16 protein-coding genes are annotated in these 19942 nt (G+C 62.6%); 10 read left to right on the top strand and 6 right to left on the bottom strand.

Features of this window, described 5'->3' with window-relative positions:
* Nucleotides 1–615 precede the first annotated feature (615 nt).
* Together RHPLAN_RS30310 and RHPLAN_RS30305 are read left to right on the top strand one after the other, a co-directional pair.
* The gene (locus tag RHPLAN_RS30310) at nt 616–1488 is read left to right on the top strand and encodes a polysaccharide deacetylase family protein (protein WP_068026321.1); all 873 of its coding nucleotides are present in this window, start codon (nt 616–618) and stop codon (nt 1486–1488) included.
* A gap of 93 nt (nt 1489–1581) precedes the next feature.
* Nucleotides 1582–2559, top strand: coding sequence for an ABC transporter substrate-binding protein (locus RHPLAN_RS30305; protein ID WP_068026318.1), 978 nt, complete (start codon nt 1582–1584; stop codon nt 2557–2559).
* A gap of 61 nt (nt 2560–2620) precedes the next feature.
* Here RHPLAN_RS30305 and RHPLAN_RS30300 read toward each other — a convergent pair whose 3' ends face one another.
* Nucleotides 2621–3577: a Bug family tripartite tricarboxylate transporter substrate binding protein gene (locus RHPLAN_RS30300; RefSeq protein ID WP_198164567.1), complete on the bottom strand. Its 957-nt coding sequence runs from the start codon at nt 3575–3577 to the stop codon at nt 2621–2623.
* 100 nt (nt 3578–3677) lie between these two features.
* Between RHPLAN_RS30300 and RHPLAN_RS30295 the strand changes: the two genes are divergently transcribed.
* Complete coding sequence (locus tag RHPLAN_RS30295) at nt 3678–4691, top strand: amidohydrolase family protein (protein WP_068026311.1); 1014 nt, start codon at nt 3678–3680, stop codon at nt 4689–4691.
* A gap of 53 nt (nt 4692–4744) precedes the next feature.
* Here RHPLAN_RS30295 and RHPLAN_RS30290 read toward each other — a convergent pair whose 3' ends face one another.
* The 5 genes from RHPLAN_RS30290 to RHPLAN_RS30270 are packed head-to-tail and all read right to left on the bottom strand — an operon-like array spanning nt 4745 to nt 11093.
* On the bottom strand, nt 4745–5647 hold the full coding sequence (locus RHPLAN_RS30290; RefSeq protein ID WP_068026310.1) for an amidohydrolase family protein: 903 nt from the start codon (nt 5645–5647) through the stop codon (nt 4745–4747).
* A gap of 44 nt (nt 5648–5691) precedes the next feature.
* Nucleotides 5692–7209 carry an ABC transporter substrate-binding protein gene (locus RHPLAN_RS30285; protein WP_068026308.1) on the bottom strand — a complete coding sequence of 506 codons (1518 nt, stop codon included), beginning with the start codon at nt 7207–7209 and terminating at the stop codon, nt 5692–5694.
* 41 nt (nt 7210–7250) lie between these two features.
* Nucleotides 7251–8804, bottom strand: a complete 1554-nt coding sequence (locus tag RHPLAN_RS30280) for a class I adenylate-forming enzyme family protein (protein WP_068026305.1) — start codon at nt 8802–8804, stop codon at nt 7251–7253.
* A gap of 19 nt (nt 8805–8823) precedes the next feature.
* Nucleotides 8824–10344 (bottom strand): ABC transporter substrate-binding protein, encoded by a 1521-nt coding sequence (locus RHPLAN_RS30275; RefSeq protein WP_068026301.1) that lies wholly within the window; start codon nt 10342–10344, stop codon nt 8824–8826.
* Between the two features lie 8 nt (nt 10345–10352).
* Nucleotides 10353–11093: a GntR family transcriptional regulator gene (locus tag RHPLAN_RS30270; protein ID WP_068026299.1), complete on the bottom strand. Its 741-nt coding sequence runs from the start codon at nt 11091–11093 to the stop codon at nt 10353–10355.
* Between the two features lie 221 nt (nt 11094–11314).
* Between RHPLAN_RS30270 and RHPLAN_RS30265 the strand changes: the two genes are divergently transcribed.
* The 7 genes from RHPLAN_RS30265 to RHPLAN_RS30235 all read left to right on the top strand — a co-directional run bounded on the left by RHPLAN_RS30265 (nt 11315) and on the right by RHPLAN_RS30235 (nt 19815).
* Entirely contained in the window at nt 11315–12232 is a 918-nt protein-coding gene (locus tag RHPLAN_RS30265; protein ID WP_068026296.1) for an ABC transporter permease, read from the top strand.
* Entirely contained in the window at nt 12229–13071 is an 843-nt protein-coding gene (locus tag RHPLAN_RS30260; protein WP_068026292.1) for an ABC transporter permease, read from the top strand. The genes RHPLAN_RS30265 and RHPLAN_RS30260 overlap by 4 nt, the downstream gene beginning before the upstream one ends.
* Before the next feature lie 2 nt (nt 13072–13073).
* Nucleotides 13074–15152, top strand: coding sequence for an ABC transporter ATP-binding protein (locus RHPLAN_RS30255; protein ID WP_157100583.1), 2079 nt, complete (start codon nt 13074–13076; stop codon nt 15150–15152).
* A 70-nt stretch (nt 15153–15222) separates the two neighbouring features.
* Complete coding sequence (locus RHPLAN_RS30250) at nt 15223–16086, top strand: isocitrate lyase/PEP mutase family protein (RefSeq protein ID WP_068026289.1); 864 nt, start codon at nt 15223–15225, stop codon at nt 16084–16086.
* 31 nt (nt 16087–16117) lie between these two features.
* Nucleotides 16118–17506, top strand: a complete 1389-nt coding sequence (locus RHPLAN_RS30245) for a dihydroorotase (protein WP_068026286.1) — start codon at nt 16118–16120, stop codon at nt 17504–17506.
* A gap of 11 nt (nt 17507–17517) precedes the next feature.
* Complete coding sequence (locus RHPLAN_RS30240; RefSeq protein WP_068026283.1) at nt 17518–18246, top strand: isochorismatase family protein; 729 nt, start codon at nt 17518–17520, stop codon at nt 18244–18246.
* An 18-nt stretch (nt 18247–18264) separates the two neighbouring features.
* Nucleotides 18265–19815, top strand: a complete 1551-nt coding sequence (locus RHPLAN_RS30235) for an FAD-binding oxidoreductase (protein ID WP_084245905.1) — start codon at nt 18265–18267, stop codon at nt 19813–19815.
* Nucleotides 19816–19942: the final 127 nt, after the last annotated feature.

The following is a 19942-nucleotide window of genomic DNA, read 5'->3' as shown; positions in this document are numbered from 1 at the left end:
CGAGACTCTTAATCAGCGGGTCCTAGGTTCGAGCCCTAGTGCGCCCACCAATATTCCCAGGCACTGAGAGAGACGACGCGAAGACCGGATGCTCGGTTGGGCCCGGTTTCGGAGTTTTGTTCTCCGTTTAAACGCGCGGTCGTGGTCTGAAGTCATCGGGCAAGTGATCGAAATGCCGGCAGACGAAAAGCCGCGTCGACATCCAAACCGGGCCGAGCAGCGAACGCTCAAAGCCGTTGAACTCGGGGAATTTGTGCATGCGGTAGGCCGGCCGGCTCAAAGGGCGTCGAGCCGAACGACCGCGCAGCCGACCTTGGCTTTCAGAGAAAACTTCGGCGCATTCCGTCGATAGAGCTGGACCGCCTTTTGCGAGACGACGAAAAAGTTTGAACCCCGCACTGAGTATTTGCGAAAACTGCCCCGTGTTCGTCGCTCTATGTCGAGACTAGCGACTGGAAGACGTCCCGCAAATCTCACGAAGTCTGGCATCGCTCGCGCGATGAAGCTGAGCTTTGGCTTTTGAGCGGTTCGCCCGGTTCTCATCGTTCGATAAACCGCCTACCATTCGCTCAGGGCTCAGGCCCTTGATAGTGCAGATAACGCGGTGATGTTTCCATGAAGCCAGGCTCTTACGGCCCATTTCCGTACTCGCCGATCATCAGGCGGCCGCGTCTCGCGTGGCCGGAGGAGGCGCGTGTTGCACTATGGGTTGTGCCCAATATTGAAATTTTCTCGCTTGAGACGCGTCCGGGCGGACTCGGACCTGGAAAAATCCCCGATATCCCGACCTGGGCCATTCGTGACTACGGCAACCGGGTCGGCGTGTTTCGCATCATGGACGTTCTGGATCGACACGGGATTCGTGCGACCGTCGCGCTGAACAGCAACATCTGTCTCCAGCATCCGGAAATTATCGAGGAGGGTGGCAAGCGCCATTGGGAGTGGATGGGGCACAATCAAAGCAATTCCGTTCGCCTCAACGAAGTGCCGGCTGACGAAGAGCCGAAGATCATCCGCGACACGCTCGACACCATTGCTCGCGCGAGTGGGAGGCGTCCCGTCGGCTGGCTGGGGGCCGGTTTGCAAGAGACCTGGAACACCCTCGATCTGCTGGCGGACGCCGGCTGCGAGTACGTCGCCGATTGGGGACCAAACGACGATCAGCCGTACCTGATGAACGCGGGCGGCAAAAGCATCGTGTCCGTGCCCTACAGCTATGACATCAACGACAAGCAGGCTTTCGAAGCGGCCCATATGAAACCCGCTGATTTTCAGGACATGATATGCCGGCAGTTCGACACTCTGTATCGTGAAGGCGCCACATCCGGGCGCGTCATGCATATTGCGGTTCATCCTTATCTGACGGGCCAGCCGTATCGAATCGACGCGCTCGACGCCGCGCTCGAATACATCTGCAAGCACGACAAGGTTTGGAAGGCGACTGGTTCGGAAATTGCTCGTCACTATCGTGCGCAGCTGAAGGGTTGAGGCCCCGAGGGGCGCAGATCGACCGGGAGGAAATTGGCTGATCCGTTGAGCACTGCAGCGGGCCGTGCTCATGGATCGAATTGGGGGATATCCATGCAAACGATGAAAAAGTTCGGATGCGCTGCGCTGGGGCTCGCAGTTGCGATGCTGATGTCCGTCGCGCCGGTGCGTGCGGCGGATACCGTCACCATCGGCACGGTCGGGTCGCCGTCAGCCAATCTGTGGCCGCTGTTCATCGCCATCGAAAAGGGCTTCTTCACCGCGGAGAACATCAAGGCCGACCTGATCTATATCCCGGCGAGTGCGCCCGCGATCCAGCAAGTCGCGGCAGGCTCGCTCGACATATCATTCTCCACCGGACTGGTCGATCCCATCCGCGCGGCGGAGCAGGGCGCCGCGCTCGCCATCGCGCGCTTCGAAATCCAGGCGCCGCCGTATGCCTTGAACGCGAAATCCAGCATCAAGAGTCTCAAGGATCTGAAGGGCAAAGTCATCTCGGTCGGTGGCCCGAAGGACATCACCCGCCTGTATGTCGATCGCATGCTGGCCCCGCACGGGCTCAAGACCGGTGACGTCGACTACGTCTTTGCCGGAGCGACCACGGCACGTGCCCAGGCGCTGTTGAGCGGCGCAGTCGATGCCGCGATCCTGTTGCCGCCGTCCAACTTTCAGCTCGAGAGCCAGGGCTTCAACAATCTGGGCCTGACGATCGAATACGCGCCGGAACTGGCGTTCTCCGGCACGATGGCCAACAAGGCCTGGGCGGCGCGCAATCCCGATGTGATCAGACGCGTGCTCGTCGCGCATGCCAAGGGGACCGAATTTTTCTATGACGAGAGCAACCGAGCCGAGGTGATTCAGATCCTCGTCCGGCTCAGCGGCCAAAAGGTCGACGATGTCGAGAAGGCCTACGACTTCTTCCGCAAGAACAACTTCTTCGACCGTACGGGCAAGATTTCGCGAGTGAAACTCAATGCGCTGATTGACGCATTGGTGGGCCTCGGCGATCTCCCGGCGCGCGGCAATGTCGAGAGATTTCTGCTGCCGGGCGTAGCCCAATTGTCGGACTGATCAGCCCGAAGGCCATGCAGGCTCCGATCGATAGGCTGATGATCGAAGCCGAAGTCTCGCATCATCGCGATGAGGTCGCCTCGGTGTCGCGGATCACCCGCGACCACTTGGCCTCTTCGCGATCGATGTCGCGGCCGTAGTCCTCAGGCGTGCCGGGTTGGGGGACCGCACCCTCGTTGTCGATCTGCGTCTTCACTTCAGGAGCGCTCAGCGCTTCGCGGAGTGCCGCGTTGAGCTTGAGAACGATCCCCGCTGGCGTGCCGGCCGGCGCCAGCATTCCGTAACGCTGCTCGGCTGAGTAGCCGGCGAGTCCCGCTTCGGCAATCGTCGGCAGTTCGGGGAAGTCCTTGTGGCGGGTTTCGCCAGTGGTGGCGAGCGGGCGGATCGAGCCGGCGCGGATGTTGCCCATCGCCGTCGAAACCGCCGGAAAGACCATGGTGATGTGACCGCCAATCAGGTCGTTCATCGCCGGACCAAGGCCCCGGAACGGAACGTGGGTGAGCTTGATACCGGCCATGCTGGCGAACAGCTCGGCGAACAGGTGGCTTGGGCTGCCGGCGCCGCTGCTGCCGTAAGTCAGCTTGCCGGGATTTTTCCTGGCGAGTTCGATCAGATCCGCAAGCGAGCGTGCCGGCACGTCGGTGCTCACGACCAGCACCATCGAGCTCGCCGCGATTGCCCCGATCGGCGCGAAATCCTTGCGCGGATCGTAGCCCGCATTCGGGAACAGCGAAGGCCCCATGCCCATCGTGCCGCTGTTGGAAACGCCGATCGTGTAACCGTCCGGCAGGCTTCGCGCGAGCGCCTTGGTGGCGATCGTGCCGCTGGCTCCGCTGCGATTCTCCACGACGAGTTGCTGGCCGAGAACGTGCCTCATGCGATCCGCCACGACACGGCCGAGAGCGTCGTTGCCTCCGCCTGCCGCTGTCGGAATGATCAGCGTGATCGGACGGGTCGGGTAGTCCTGCGCTCCCGCCGCTGTGGACATAAGTGCGAACGCGAGCAGCAGAACTCTCATGGGCAATCGACGATGTTGACCGGTCCAGGCGCGCGTATAGCTTATCGGCTCCGGCAGAGCGGCGTCTACAAGCCGACGCGGCGTACAAAGGAATGGAAGTATGGCGATCGACATGCATGCCCATTGGGTGCCGCGGCGCTTGATGAGCGAATCCGAAGCCGGCCGCGATTGGTACGGCTGGCGGATTCTCAAGGATGGCGCCGGCCGCGAATATGCGTCGCTCGGCCAGCACATGCTGCTGTTTTCCGCTTCTCAGGGCACGCTCGAAGACCCGATGGCCCGCGCAAAGCAGCGCGAGACGAACGAAGGCATCAGCTTCGAAGCGCTGATGCTGACCGGACTGTTCTGGAATTATCATCTGCCGGAAGATGTCGGCGTACGCGCCTGCCGCGAGGTCAACGAGGAGGTTGCCGAGGTTCAGAAGGCCTATCCCGAGCGCTACTGCGGAATGGCGATGCTGCCCATGCAGCACCCAAAGGCCGCGATGGACGAGCTCGAATATGCTTCAGGCAAGCTCAACCTTCGGACCATCGCGATCGCAAGCAACGTCCGCAATCTCAATCTCGACGAGCCTTCGGTGCTCCCGATCATCGAGCAGGCTGCAAAGATGGGATTGTCGATCTGCGTCCATCCGACAATCTGGGACAAGGCTGCCGACGCCCGTCTGCCGCGTTACAGTTTTGTGAACTCGTTTGGCGCGCCACTGGAGTCGAGCATCGCGGCGATGTCGCTGGTTTACAGTGGCTTTTTCGATCGTCATCCCGACGCGCGGGTGATGTTCACCCAGGGCGGCGGCTGGATTCATTTCGGAGTGGGCAGGCTCGACCAGCGCTATACGACGCGTCCCGACGGCCATCCCATGAAGCGCCGACCGGCCGAATACCTGCGGCAGATGTATTTCGATTGCCTCGTCCACGACGACGACTCGCTCGGTCTGATGGCCAAGCGCGCGGGCACCGATCGCATCATGCTGGGCACCGACTTTCCGGCGAGTGGCGGCATCCTTGGCGGCGCGGTGAACTGGATCAAGGGACTGAAAGAGTTCTCCGACGAGGACAAGAGCAAGATCCTGGTGAAGAACGCGCAGCGTTTTCTCGGGCTGGCGAAGAACTGATCGGTGTCGATCCGCGCGGAGCCGGCACAGTCCGGTTCCGCGTCTGGCGGCAACTACGATTTGAGATTGAACACGCGCAGCGCATTGTCGCGCATGATCTTGCGCAACGAGGCCTCCCGGAAATTCAACTCCGCGACTTCCGTCACGGCGCGTTCCGGATCGATGACCCACCAGTCGGTCCCGAACATGAATTTGTCCTGTCCGAAGGTGTTGGCGTAGTGCACGGCGGCCGGGCCCCAGTGCTTGGGCGCGTAGGCGTCGCCAGCCATGTAGACGTTCGGATGCTTGGTGCAGACGCTGATCATCTCCTCGGTCCAGGGGTAGCCGAGATGGATTCCGATCAGCGTCAGCTCCGGAAAATCGATTGCCACCTGGTCGAGAGTGATCGGGCGGCCGACCGAAGGCAGGCGGCGGTCCGTCTGATAGACCAGGCAATGGCCGATCTGCATCATGATCGGAATGCCGAGCTCGGCGCAGCGCGCGTAGTAGGGATAATAGATCGCGGCATCCGGCGCCTTGCCGAACCAGTGCGGATAAAGGTGTGCGCCGACGAAGCCGTATTCCTTGACCGCGCGGTCGAGCTCCTTCAGCCCGGCGATGCCGCGGGTGGGATCGATGCCGGCCAAGCCTGAGAAGCGGTGCGGATACCGCTGCACCGCTTCATGCACTTTTTCGTACGGGATTTCCGTCGAGCCGCGCACCCGCAGGTCGCCGCAACGCACGGCAACCAGAAACGAACGCTCGATGCCGGCGCGGTCCATTTTCTCGATGTATTGCTCGAGCGTCAGACCGCGCCGATGACTCTGCTCGACCCTCACTTTGTCTCGAAATTTCTCATCGGTGGGGGCGCGGCCTTCGGCAATCATCTCCGGCGTGTACATGTTGACGACAATGTCCACGGCGCCAAAGCCGAACTTGGAACCGGCGGGATTGAAAGGATAGGCGGTCGTGGCCATGGATCAGCGCAAGTCCTTGTTGCTTCGGGGAGGAGCGGACTGGGTTACTTCTTTACGATCTCGGCATCCTGGAACAGCAGGCGCTCGTCCGGACGCGGTTGCCATTTGACGCGATCGGAAATGCCGTAGGCGTGCATTTCGTCGTACAGCGGCGCGTAGGGCACATTCGCCCTGCTGAGCTTGAGGATTTCTGCGATCAGCGCCTTGCGCTTGTCCTTGTCGCGCTCGCCACGCTGCTGCTGGGCCAGATCCTGCACCTTGGGGTCGAGCCAGTACACGCGGCCGGTCTTGTCGTAGAGGCTGCCGATGATCTGGTCGGCGTCCATGATCGAAGGCCCATAGGCAAACAAATGCAGGCTGTTGAGCTTGCGATTGGCCCAGAGCGGGAAGAAGGCGGAGTACTCCATGCCCTGAAGCTCGACCTTGATGCCGACCTGGCCAAGATAGTTGGCGATGGCTTGCGCGACTTCGTCGCCGAAGGCCAGGTTGTTGTTGGGATATTGCAATATGAGTTTTTCGCCCTTGTAGCCGGACTCCGCCACGAGCTGCTTGGCGCGTGCCTGATCGAATCCGGTCGGCTTGATGTCAGGCGAGTAGCCGAATGTGACAGGCGCAACGATCTGTCCGGATGGTTTGCCCAGACCACGGAGCAGGCGAGAGGTCAGCGCATTCCGGTCGATCGCCAGATCGATGGCCTGCCGTATCCGGACATCGCTCAGTGCGGGATTGTTGACGTCGAATCCCAGATACACGACCTTGTTGCTCGACACTTTTTCGACGCGCAAACCCTTGCGCGAGCCGAGCACGTCCACCAGCGCCGGCGGCAAGATGGGAACGACGTCCAGCTCGCCTGATGACAAGGCGGCGGCTCGCGTCGGCGCCGACGGCACCGGTTTAAACACCAAGGTCTTGATCTTGGGCGCGCCGCCCCAATACTTGTCGAACGCCGCAAGTTCGACGTGATCGTCTTTCACCCATCGAACGACCTTGAACGGTCCCGAGCCCACGGGCTCGAGCGCAAATTTTGCGGCGCCGATCTGCTCGAAAGCCTGCTTGGGAAGGATTGAAATCAGCGACACCTGCCGATCGAACGGTGCGAATGGTTCGCTGAGCGTGAATCTCACCGTGTCCGAGCCGACCGCCTCGACCGATTTCACTTTGTTGATATAGGTCCGGACAGGCGACTTGGTCTCGTTGGCCAGCCGCTGATAGCTCCACACCACGTCTTCGGCCGTCACCGGCTGGCCGTTGTGGAACAGCGCGCCGCTTCGGATTTTGAAGTCCCAGGTCTTAGTGTCTTCGCTCGTGGTCCACGACTCGGCGAGCTGCGGCGCCACGGACCCGTCGGCAGCGATGCGTGTGAGCGCGTCAAAGATGTTGCGAAAGACGTTGAGGCTGATCGGCGAGGTATCGAGCATCGGATCGAGCGTCAGCACGTCGGAGCCCTGCGAGACGATGAGAGTGCTGTCGCGATCCGCGGCCGGCGCGGGCGCATCAAGTGCGAGAAAAGCCAGCGCTGCAGCGCCGAAGATGCTCAGGCGTTTCAGGGTCGAAACAGACATTGCAAGCTTCTCCTTCCGTGATAGCTCAGCTTCGCCTTGTATCAGCCGGAGGCTGACGGCGAGCCATTGGCTGCGCTTGCACGCAACTCCCGCCGATCGATTTTTCCCATACGGTTTCTCGGCAGGTCCCGGACCATGCGGAATTCTTTCGGAATTTTGTAGCGCGAAAGCTTGGACCCGCAGGCCTGCTTCAATTCGTCGCCGCTGACATTCATGCCAGATCGCACCACGACAAAGGCGACAACCTGCTCACCCCAGTGTTCATGCGGTATGCCGATGACGGCCGCCTGATCGATGGCGGGATGAGCCAGCAGCACCTCTTCGACCTCGCGGGGGTAAACATTCTCACCGCCCGAGATGATCATGTCGTGCTTGCGATCGACGAGGTAGAGATAGCCTTCGTCGTCGAGGCGTCCGAGGTCGCCGGCCGAGAACCATTCGCCGCGCATCGCCTTGCCCATCGCATCGGGCATGTTGAGATAGCCTGAGAACATGTAGTTCGACGTGCTGTAAAGCTCTCCGACCTGGCCCGGCGGCAGCTCCTCGCCTTTGTCGTCAAGGATGCGGATCTGGGTCGCGGCAAGCGGCAGGCCGACGCATTGCTGCTTTCGCAGCTGATCCTTCGGGCGCAAAGCCGTCACGATCGAAGCCTCGGTCGATCCGTACCGTTCGAACAGCTTCCCTTCGCCCATGTACTCCACGATCCTGACCTTCATGGCCTGGGACAGCGGCGCAGTGCCGACGATGACGCACTTCAGCGAGCCATGGTTGAAAGCATGGCGGCCATCGCCCATCGCAAACAGTGAACTGAAATGGGTTGGCACCATGTAGACGCTGGTTGCGGAGACCTCTTGGATCTTGCGCATCAGCTGTTCGATGTTGAAGGCGGGCAGCAATTCGACAAAGCCGCCAAAGAACACCGGCGCCAGCGCCATCAGGAATCCGGAGCCGTGAAACATCGGCGTCGTGGCGACGGCCCGATCGTCGGGCCCATAGCAGCCGTGCTCGGACGCCATCGCGTAGGACGACAGCACGCGGCAACGGTGCGACAGCATCACGCCCTTGGGCCGGCCCGTCGATCCCGATGTGTATGGGATCGAGAAGATGTCCTCCCAATCGGTCGCGACAGGCAGCGCATCCGGGCGCGCGTTCGCCAGCAACGCTTCATATCCTTCGTCGAGGCACACGATGTGCGGGACGATGTCGCCAACGGAGGCGCGGGCAAGCGCCTCCAGCGCCGGCGCCACAAAGAGCACGCGAGACGAAGAGTCTTCGCAGATGAAGCGGATCTCGGCGCCCGAGGCAGCCGGCCCGATGGTGCACGCGGCAACGCCGGCGCTCGATAGCCCGCAGACGATCTCCAGGTATTCGATCCGGTTCGGCATGAGCACGGCGGCCCGCTCGCCGTGGGCCAAGCCGAAATGGCCATGCACGACATTGGCGAGCCGGACGATGCGTTCGGCAAGCCGCGAATAGGTCAGCGATCGTTCGCCTTCACGGATCGCGATCTTCTGCGGCGTGCGGCTCGCAGAGGCGAAGATGCCATCGGCGATGGTGATCGAGTTGGAACTGTGTTTACGAACAAAACCGGGCATCACTACGATCCGCTATCCCTTACCGCTGGCCGCTGGCTCGATGAACCTTCCAAAGCCGGACGAAGCCGTCCGGCTGGGGCTCCCATTCGATTTCGTTGCGCATCGCAGCCGCCTGCTGCTCGTTGTAAAGGAACGCGAATGGCTTGTAGGTGTCGGCTTCCCGCCAGAGATCGGCGATCAACTGCGCGCGCTTGTGCGGATCGGCTGCAGACCTCTGCGCCTCGGCCAGTTCGTCGACCTTGGGGTCAAACAGGTAGCCGCGCCGGCCGCTGCTCGCAAAAATGCTGAAAATCGGCGAGTCGGCGTCCAGGATATTGGGGCCGAACACGAACAGGTTGATGCCCGGAAGTTTTCGGACCAGCCACGTCGAATAGAACGTGTTGTATTCCATTCCTTCCAGTTTGACGTTGATGCCGACGCTGCGAAGGTAGCCGGCGATTGCTGAGGCGACCGCGTCGGCCGAGGCGATGAAGTCGCTGGGATATTGCAGCAAGATCGGGTCGCCCTTGTAGCCCACCTCCCTGATGAGCTGCCTGGCGCGTTCGGGATCGAACGGGGTCGGCGCGCGGTTTGAGTCGTACCCGAAGCTGACCTTGGCGACGATCTGCCCGCTCGGCGCGGCGAGGCCCCTGAGCAGTTTCTGGGTGATGGCGTTGCGGTCGATCGCCATGTCGATCGCCTGGCGCATCTTGAGATCGGAAAGACTGCGATCCGCCGGATTGAAGCCGAGGAACACGACCTTGTATCCGTCGCCGACCTTGACCTTGACGCCAGGGCGGTTGCTCAAGGTCTGTGTGAGCGCCGGTGGAATTGACGGCACGATATCGACCTCGCCGGAAAGGAGCGCGGCAGAGCGGCTCGCCTCGCTCGGCACCGCGCGCAGCCAGACCGACTTGATGGCTGGCGCGCCGCCCCACCAGTCGTCGAATGCCTGCAGTTCGATGCGGTCGTCCTTGATCCAGTTGACGACTTTGTAAGGTCCGGACCCGACAGGTCGTTTGCCGAACGCATCGGCACCCATTTCCTGATAGGCGCGCTTGGAAACGATGGCGATGATCGATGCGGTCCGGTCAAATGGAGCGAACGGCGCCTTCAAATTGAACCGGAGCTGCGTGTCGGAAAGCCGGTCGATCGTGGCGATATGATTGACGTGGATGCGCGTCGGCGAGCGCTCGTCGTCCATGATCTTCTGGTACGAAAAGATCACGTCGTCGATGGTGACAGGGTCGCCATTGTGAAACTTCGCGCCGGTCCGGATCGTGAATGTCCAGGTCTTGGCGTCAGGGCTCGATTCCCAATGCGTTGCGAAGTGGGGAATCGCGTTGTTGTCCGGGCCGATGTCGGTCAATGCATCGAAGATGTTGATCCGCGTGTTGTAGCTGATGATGGCGTGATAGATCGTCGGATCGAGCGTCGCGACGTCGGAGCCCACGGCAACGACCAGCCGATCCTTGGTTCCTTGCGCTGCGGCGGGCAACGGGCAGAGCGCCAGAGCGATTGCGAGCGCCGCCGGGAGCAGTGAACGGAAGATCGCTGTCATCGGACCGGTCAGGTTGAGGGAACGGAATTCTGCGCGCGTGCTGTCGTGCCTTTCGGCCGCGGCTGTTGCGCGAGGCTGACGTGAGCGTTGTGGATGTGAACGCGCATCGCGTCTTCGGCCGCGGCGGGATCACCGCTCTCGATCGCGTCGACGATCGCCACATGCTCATCAAAGGCCACCAGCGCGCGTCCGGATTTGGCGCTGGAGCGGTATCGATAGAGCCGGAGCTGGTAATAGAGATTGTCGACGAGCATGTCCTCCAACCGCCGGTTGCCGGCGAGCCGGACGATGGTGGCGTGAAAGTCGTTGTCGAGCGTGCCCTGGCGGTAGGCCGCGCCGGCTTTCAGCGCCGGATCCTTGGCGTGACGCGACAGCAGGCTCCGAAGCGCCGCGATGTCGGACGTGCGGGCATTTTCGGCCGCCTGACGCGCGGCCATGCCTTCAAGAGCTTCGCGGATCATGAAAAGTTCGCGAATGGCTTGTTCCGACAACTCGATGACATGCACGCCAACGCGCGCGCGCCGGGTGACCAGGCGGCCCTCCAGACGCTGAAGCGCTTCGCGCAAGGGTCCGCGGCTGATGCCAAAGCGTCGTGCGAGGTCGGCTTCGGACAGTCTTTGGCCGGGCTCGAATTCGCCGGCAGAGATCGCCTCGACGAGTCTGGAGAAGGCGATTTCCGCAAGGGATGCGGTGGCGATCGGCTTCAGCATCGACATCGCGCGGTCCTTCTTACGCTCGCGTTGCGCCATAGATCGTTCCATGAAACCGCAGGCTGTAGATGCACGAGCGCATCTCGCTGGGTTGATCCAAGTCAGACGATCGGTCACCTCCATTTAGCCGCAGGCAGCCTGGGCTGTAAACTGTTGACAGCTTGAACGGACACGACAACATTGCCGCACGAGCGTGTCAGGACGTCGCCGGAGGCGATCACAACGGTCGGAATATTCGTCCCTGAGACCGGAGCGAGGCGTTGATCTACTTCATTCTCCGGCGGATATTCCAATCGGTCGTCACCGTACTCGGCGTCGTCACCGCAACATTCTTTCTCGTGCGTTTCGCGGGCGATCCGGCCGCACTGCTGCTGCCGGTCGAGGCCAGTGACGAAGACATAGCGCGTCTCCGGATGGCGCTTGGACTCGATCAGCCCTGGATCGTGCAATACTGGAAATTCCTGGCCAACGCCGTGAATGGTGATTTCGGCGTGTCGCTGCGGCAACGCACGGCGGCTCTCGATCTCGTTCTGGAGCGGCTTCCCGCGACCTTGGAACTGGCGCTGACATCGTTCGTGCTGGGGATGATCCTCGCATTTGGCATCGGCCTCGTGATGCGGCTTTCCAAAAGCGCGCGGTTGCGCGCCGTCATCATGTGGCTTGCCTTGGTGCGTCAGGCCATTCCGGTTTTCTCGTTCGGCTTAATCCTGATCCTGATTTTCTCGGTTTGGTTGCGGTGGCTGCCTTCGCTCGGGCGCGGCGGAATCGCGCATCTTGTGCTGCCGTCGCTGACGCTCGCCACCTACGAGCTCGCGTTGTATTTGCGGCTGTTCAATGCGTCGTTGGCCGTCGAGCAACGCCAGGACTACGTGCGCACCGCCTACAGCAAGGGGCAGGGGAGAACGAAAGTCATCCTGACCCACATGCTGCCGAATGCATTGCTGCCGCTCGTGACCGTCGCCGGCATCAACCTTGGCCTGCTGTTGGGTGGCACGGTGGTGACCGAGACCGTGTTCAGCTGGCCCGGCGTCGGCCGGCTGGTGGTGCAATCGGTCAGCCAGCGCGACTACCCCGTCATCATCGCCGGTGTGTTCGTGATTTCGCTGACATTCGTGCTGGTGAATCTGATCGTCGACATCATCTACGGCTACCTCGATCCGCGGGTGAGGCTCGCATGAGGCGCAGGCTCTCGGCATCGACGATCCTGGCGCTGGCCTTGCTGCTCGGCGTGGCGGTCCTCGTCGCGGTTGTCCCGATGCTGCCGGGCTACGATCCGTTCGCCCAAGACCTCGCATCCGGCCTGTTGCCGCCGGGAGGGGAGTCATTCGACGGTCGCGTCTATCTGCTCGGCACCGATACGCTCGGCCGCGACGTTCTCAGTCGATTGGCGCTGGCCGGCCGCATCTCGCTGTTCATCGGCTTTTCCGCGGTCCTGCTCAGTCTCGTGATCGGCGTCTTCCTCGGGCTGCTCGCAGGCTTCTTTCGCGGCTGGATCGAGAACGTGGTCATGGGCGTCGCCGATCTGCAGTTGTCGATCCCGCGCGTTCTGCTGCTCATCGCGATCGGTGCCATCATCGGAACCGGCGTGGTCAACCTGGCGGTCCTGCTTGGGATCACGAGCTGGGTGGTTTATGGCCGCGTCGCCCGCGCCATGGCGCTCAGTCTGCGTGAACGCGAATTCGTTCTGTCGGCAACCACGCAAGGCGCGACCGCCGCCTGGAATATCCGCAAGCATCTGTTGCCCAACGTGCTGCCGCAAATGCTGATCGTCGGCTCGTACGAGCTTGGCCAGATCATCGTCCTCGAGGCATCGCTGAGTTATCTGGGGCTCGGCGTGCAGCCGCCGATGCCGAGCTGGGGGCTGATGGTCAGCGAAGGGCAGACCTATCTCGAACTCGACCCGTGGCTCTCGGTATTGCCGAGCATTGCATTGTTCATGCTGGTCGCTGGCGTGCAGATCCTGTCGCAGTCTTTCACCGCCGAGAACGATATGTCGGCGGAGATCGTGAAAGCATAGCGATGGCAGACGCGATGACGGCCAGTGTGGCGCGGCCTGCTCCGGATCACAGCCCGGTGCTGTCGGTGCGCGACCTCGTCATCGAGGTGCCCGGAAAAACTGGGCTCACTCGCTTGGTGGACGGCGCGTCGTTCGACGTCTTTCCGCACGAGGTGTTCGGCATCGCGGGCGAGTCCGGTTCTGGCAAGAGCATGACCATGCTTGCCGTGATGGGGCTGCTGCCCGATCCCGTGCGGATGACGTCGGGCGAAGTGATCCTCAGAGGGCGTGAGCTGACCAGGCTCTCATTCGAGGACATGCGCAAGCTTCGCGGCAAGACGATGTCGATGATCTTTCAGGATCCGATGACATCGCTCAACCCCGTGCTACGGGTGGGCGCGCAGATTGCCGAGGCGATCCGCCTGCACAATTCGTCTTTGTCGAAAATCCAGGTCCGTTCACGCGCCGTGGAATTGCTCAACCTTGTTGGCATTCCCGATCCCGAGCGGCGGCTCCAGCAATATCCCAACGAATTCTCCGGTGGCATGCGCCAGCGCGTCATGATCGCCATCGCCATGGCCAATGACCCGGACCTGCTGATCGCCGACGAGCCGACCACGGCGCTCGATGTGACAATTCAGGCGCAGGTGCTGGACGTACTGGCGCGCGTCCGGGCCAGGACGGGCGCCGCGATGGTGCTGATCACCCACGACCTCGGCCTGATGGCGGAATCGGCGGATCGGGTCGCGGTGATGTATGGCGGGCGCATGATGGAGCGCGCATCCGTTGGCGCCGCGTTCGCACAGCCGCGCCATCCTTACACGGTCGGATTGATCTCCAGCCTGCCGCGGCTCGACCGCAGCGTCGCCAAGCTTTATTCGATCCCCGGGCAGGTGCCCGACCTGGCGAGGCGGCCCTCGGGTTGCGTCTTCCATCCGCGATGCGGTCTTGCGAACGACCGGGCGGATTGCCGTGAACGCGCTCCGGCATTCCGCGAGATCGGCGAAGATCACCGCGTCGCATGCCATTTCGCGGAAGAGACGGTGCAGTGGTCACAGGCCATCGAAGCGCCCTCCGACGTGAAGGCCGATCCCGAGTCGCCGCGACCGCCTGCAACGTCTCGTGTGCTCGAAGTCGTTGCGCTCCGCAAAGACTTCCACATGCGCCGGCGCAAGGGATGGGGGAGCGACACTCTGAGTGCCGTGCGCGACGTTTCGTTCTCGCTGACCGCGGGGCGGACGCTCGGACTCGTCGGTGAATCCGGCTGCGGCAAGTCAACGCTGGGCCGTCTGATCTTGCGCCTGATCAATCCGAGTGGCGGCACGATCCGGCTTCAGAACGACGACATCACCACCATGCGGCCGGCGCGGCTTCGGCCCAAGCGCCGCGAACTTCAGGTGGTGTTCCAGGATCCTTATGCTTCGCTCGATCCCCGCATGACGGTTCACGAGGTGATCGCCGAGCCGCTGCGCATCAATGGCCGCTACAATCCCAACAAAATCGGCGAGTTGCTCGCTGCAGTTGGCATGCCCGTCGAGGCGGCGCAGCGTCGCCCTCCGGAATTTTCCGGCGGCCAGCGCCAGCGCATTGCAATTGCTCGCGCGCTTGCGCTCGAACCCGATGTGATGATCCTGGATGAAGCGGTGTCGGCGCTGGATGTCTCGATCCAGGCGCAGGTGATCAATCTGCTCAAGGACCTGCAGCACAGGCTCGAGCTTTCATATCTTTTCATCTCGCACGATCTTTCGGTGGTGCATCACATCTCCGACGACGTCGCGGTGATGTATCTCGGCAAGCTCGTCGAGGTCGGCAGCCGCGATCAGGTGTTTCGCAGCCCGGCGCATCCCTACACACAGGCTCTCCTCTCGGCCATTCCGGTGCCAGATCCGACCGGCACGCGCGCCGATACGAGGATCGTGCTGTCCGGCGATATCCCGAACCCGCTGCTGCCGCCATCCGGATGCGCGTTCCGCACCCGTTGCTTCAAGGCCACCGAACAGTGCGCACAGGTCGAGCCTGCCTTGAGCGAGCGCACCGGCGCCGGGCACTTGAGCGCCTGCCACTATCCTTCGACCATTCCAGGCAAAACTGCGAACTGTTGACAGTCAACATGCCGGCAATTACCCGTGACGTCAGGCTTTCCGACATCGGCCGCGCCGGAGGTGTTCCCGCATGACGACGAGGTGCGAACGGTTGAAGGCATTGTTCGCCCGGCGTGATGCTGCGGTCATGCCAGGGGCGCCCAATGCGTTGTTTGCTCGTGTTGCGGAAGATCTCGGCTTCGAAAGCGCGTACGTGACCGGCGCCGGCATCGCCAACATGCACCTTGGCGTGCCGGACATCGGCCTCGTGACATTGAGCGAACTCGCCGATCACGTGCAGGCCATGGCCGAAGCCGTGAATGTTCCGCTGCTCGTCGACGGCGATACCGGGTTTGGCAATCCCATCAATACGGCGCGCACCGTGCGCATCATCGAGCGTGCCGGCGGTGCGGGGCTGCAACTCGAAGATCAGGTGTTTCCCAAGAAGTGCGGCCACTTCTCGGGCAAGGGCGTCATCCCGCTGAGCGAAATGGTGCACAAGATACGCGCCGCGGTGGATGCGCGCGTCGACGGCAATTTTCAGATCGTGGCACGCACCGACGCCATTGCGGTCGAGGGCTTCGAGGCCGCTCTCGATCGCGCTCATGCCTTCATCGAAGCCGGCGCTGACGTGACCTTCGTCGAAGCGCCGGTGAACGCCGAGCAGATGACGAGGATTGCTCGGGAGCTGCCGGTTCCGCAGATCGTCAATGTCGTTCACGGCGGCAAGACACCGCCGCTGCCGCGCGCGAAGCTCGCGGAGATGGGTTTCGCAACCGCGCTTTACGCCAATGCTGCACTTCAGGCTGCGCTTCGCGCCGTCACGGAGGTTCTCGGCAGCCTGCGGGATCATGGCTCGCTGCAAGAAGTCGGCGGACGGCTCGCGAGCTTCGAGGAGCGCCAGCGAGCCGTCGCCAAGGACAAGTTCGATGCGCTGGAGATCAGGTACAGTTAGGGAAGGGCGGGCCGCCGCCTTGCGTTGAGTCATGATGTTCGATTTGGTCATCGTCGGCGGTGATGTTGCGCTTCCGGGACGCGATCCCCAGCGCATGACCGTCGCGATCAACGACGGCAAGGTCGCGGCGCTGCTGTCGCCGGCCGAAGCCGTCGAAGCCAAGCGGACGTTCGATGTTTCCGGGCTGCTGGTCCTGCCGGGCGTGCTCGACGTCCACCTTCATCTGGGACACGGCAAGGACATCGCCCGCCCGCGCGAGAAGGCCGACGCGGCAACGGAAACCGCGGCTGCGGCCGTGGGCGGCGTCACGACCTTCATTCCGTACCTGATGGCGACCGAGCCGTTCGAAGAGATTTTCGAGGATGTGCGCGCGGTCACCGAAGCCGGCGCGCGCATCGATTTCGGCTACCACTTCATCATCTCGACCGAGCAGCAGCTCGCGGGCGTGCCGGCCTATGCGTCGGATTACGGTGCGCCGTCGTTCAAGATCTTCATGAACAACCGTGGCGGCGAAGGGAAGCGGCTCGGCCTGCCCGATATCGACGACGGATTCCTGTTTCGCCTGTGCCAGTTGTCTGCGCGCAACGGCGGCATGGTGTGTCCGCATCCGGAAAACATCGAAGTCGCCTGGCAGCTTCGCAAGACCGTGATGGAGGCCGATCCGAAAGGCGCCGGCGGACTGGCGAGCTGGAACGCCACGCGCCCGCCCTTCGTGGAAGCCGATGCCGTGCAGCGCGCGGGACTGTTCGCGCGCAACACCGGCTCGCCGCTCTACATCGTGCACACCTCGTCGGCACAGGCGCTCGATGCCGCACGGATCGCGCGCGAGATGGGCACGCAGATCTACATCGAGACGTGCCCGCATTATCTGACGCACGATGTCGGTTGGAGCGGCCGCGAGATCGGTAAGATCAATCCGCCGCTGCGCGAGGCTTCGGACCGCGAGGCCCTGTGGCAAGGCATCGGCTCGGGTCTGATCGACACTGTCGCGACCGATCACGTGCATCGCGACATGTCGTCGAAAGCGGGCGATATCTGGGCGGCTTCGCCGGGATGCCCCGGCCTCGAAACGCTGCTGCCGATCATGCTGTCGGAAGGCTTCCACAAGCGCGGCGTTCCGATCCGTCGGCTGGTCGAATTGCTGTCCGAACGGCCGGCGCGGATCATGGGTTTGGGCAATCGCAAGGGCATGATTGCGCCGGGCTACGACGCCGATCTCGCGATCGTCGACCTCAATGCCACGACCAAAGTCGCCAACGCCGACGTCATCTCGAGCGCCGGCTATTCGATCTACGATGGCTGGTCGTTGACGGGGAAGGTCGTTCACACCCTCCTTCGCGGCGAGCCGGTTTTCGAGAATGGCTCGTTAGTGGATGCCGCGGTCGGACGCGGCCGCTACCTGCACCGCCGATTGCAGTGAAAGGAGATCGCATGAAACCGTGGGACGGAATCATTCCCGAGGAGGAGCAGCGGGCCTATCGTGCGGCGGGTTTTGGCAAGCCGACGGGCTTCGGCAGGCGCCCGGGCCTGCTGATCATCGACGTGCAGTATCGGACGGTCGGCACGCGGCCGATGCCCTTCTGGGACGCGATCAAGGAATTCCCGACGTCGTGCGGCGAGGTCGGCTGGAAGGCCGTCACGCACATCGAGCGGCTGCTCAAGGTGTTTCGCGCCAACGGCTGGCCTGTGCTCTATCCGTATGTCGCGCCCAAGGAGCAGTTCGATGCCGGCCGCCTGGCCGACAAGGTGCCGGCCCTAATGGGCGTTCCGGCCAAGGGATACGAGTTCGTGGCCGAGGTCGCGCCGAAGCCGGGCGACACGCTGGTGCCGAAGAAGCATCCGAGCGCGTTCTTCGGCACGCCGTTGGCGAGCTATCTGATCGACAAGAGCGTGGATTCCATCATCGTCACAGGCTGCACCACCAGCGGATGTGTCCGCGGCTCCGTGGTCGACGCCTTCGCGTTCAACTTCCGCGTCGCGGTCTGCCACGACGCCGTCTATGACCGCAGTCATGTATCGCATTGCGTCAACCTGTTCGACATGGCCGAAAAATACGCGGACGTGATGACGACCGATCAGTGCCTTGAGGCGCTGGGCTCACTCAGCGCCGCGTCGAAATCCGAAGTCGGCGCTCCGACGCTGGCCGCCGCGTCCGGCTGACGGGTAAACCACGCGCGAATGACACAGCAAACGCAAATCGATCCGTCATTGCTGAACCAAATCCGCGCCATCGTCGGCGACGATCATGCCACGGACGATCCGAGCCGGTGCGATCTGGCGACGTCCGACGTGTTTTCGCGCAACCGCCAGACGCCGGCCTTGATGGTGGTCGCCCCGAAATCGACGGATGAAACATCCGCCGTGGTTCGGCTGCTCGGCGAACACGGTGTACCGGTGATCGCGCGCGGCGCCGGGCTGTCCTACACCGGGTCGTTCGCCATCGACCGGCCGGTGGTGATCATCGACATGTCGCGCATGAACGCGGTGCAGGCGAATGTCGCGGATCGCTACGCCGTCGCCGGTGCTGGTGCCTCGTGGGCTCAGGTGGCGGATGTGCTCAGGCCGCTGGGAATGGCGGCGACCCAGATCAGCCCGATCTCCGGCGCCTTTGCGACCGTCGGCGGACTGGCCTCTCAGGGCATTCCGGCCGGGCCCGATGGCATTCTCGGCGTCACGGTGGTGCTGGCCGATGGGTCCGTCGTGCAGACCGGGGCACCGGCGCATTTCCACCGTTATGCCGGAGCGGACGTGACGGGTCTCTTTCTCGGCGACTGCGGCGCGTTCGGCATCAAGACCGAAGTCGTGCTGCGGATTGCGCCGGAACAGCCAGCGACGTTTGCCTCTTTTGGCTTCAACGACGTCGATGAGCTTTTGCAGTCGCTGATGACCTGCATGGGTGACAGGATCGTCACGCGCGCCTTTGCAATGGATCGCGTCAAGTCGGCCGACGCCGCCAAGGTCGGCATCGGCGAAGCGGTGCGGACCGCGGCGTCCGTGATTCGCCGTTCGGAAACATTGATGCAATCGGCCAAGGACGCCGCGAAGCTGTTGCGCTTCGCCGCCACCGGCCCGGATGAAAAGCCGTGGTCGCTGCATCTCACCATCGAATCCCCGACCAAGGCCGGCGCGGACGCGCAGCTCGAACGCGCCTGCGGCATCTGTCAGGTTCACGGACAACGCGGCGACGACGTCTTTCCGCGCGCCATGCGGGCCAAGCCGTATTCGGTCCGGGGCTTTATCGGGCCGGTCGGTGAGCGATGGGCGCCGGTGCATGGCATCTTTGCGCTCTCTCGCGTTCGCGCTGCGATGGCTGACCTGCAGGCATTTGTCGCGAGCCACGCATCCCAGATGCAGGAGCTCGGTGTCAGCACGTCCTATTTGATCTCGTCTGCCGGCTTCTACATCGTCATCGAGCCGATGATGTACTGGGCCGACCAGCTCGATCCGCTGCACATGCAGTATCTCTCCGCGCGCAACAGGGAGCGCTTCGGCAGCTTCCCTCCCAATCCGGCGGGGCGAGAGCTGGTGCTCACGATGCGAAGCGGCATGCGCGACATCATGGACCGGCATGGCGCGGTCCACAGCCAGATCGGCCGATTCTATCGTTTGGGAGGTCAAGGCATCCCTGAGAACCTGATGCCGCGATTGAAAGCCGCGCTCGACCCGAAGCACGGCATCAATCCGGGCGTTCTCGGTCTGCCTGTGGACGACAAGTCCAACGCGAAATGACCTTGCGCCGCGTGCGCTCGATGATCCACGTCATGTCCGACGGTAGGCGATTGAAAGATTTGAACAATCGGTCAAATATTTCAAACCCGCAATCAAATCCCTGAATTCAGTCAGGTGCTCTTCGCGT

Source organism: Rhodoplanes sp. Z2-YC6860 (genome assembly GCF_001579845.1).
GTDB lineage: Bacteria > Pseudomonadota > Alphaproteobacteria > Rhizobiales > Xanthobacteraceae > Z2-YC6860.
This window is presented reverse-complemented; position numbering and strand designations above follow the sequence as displayed.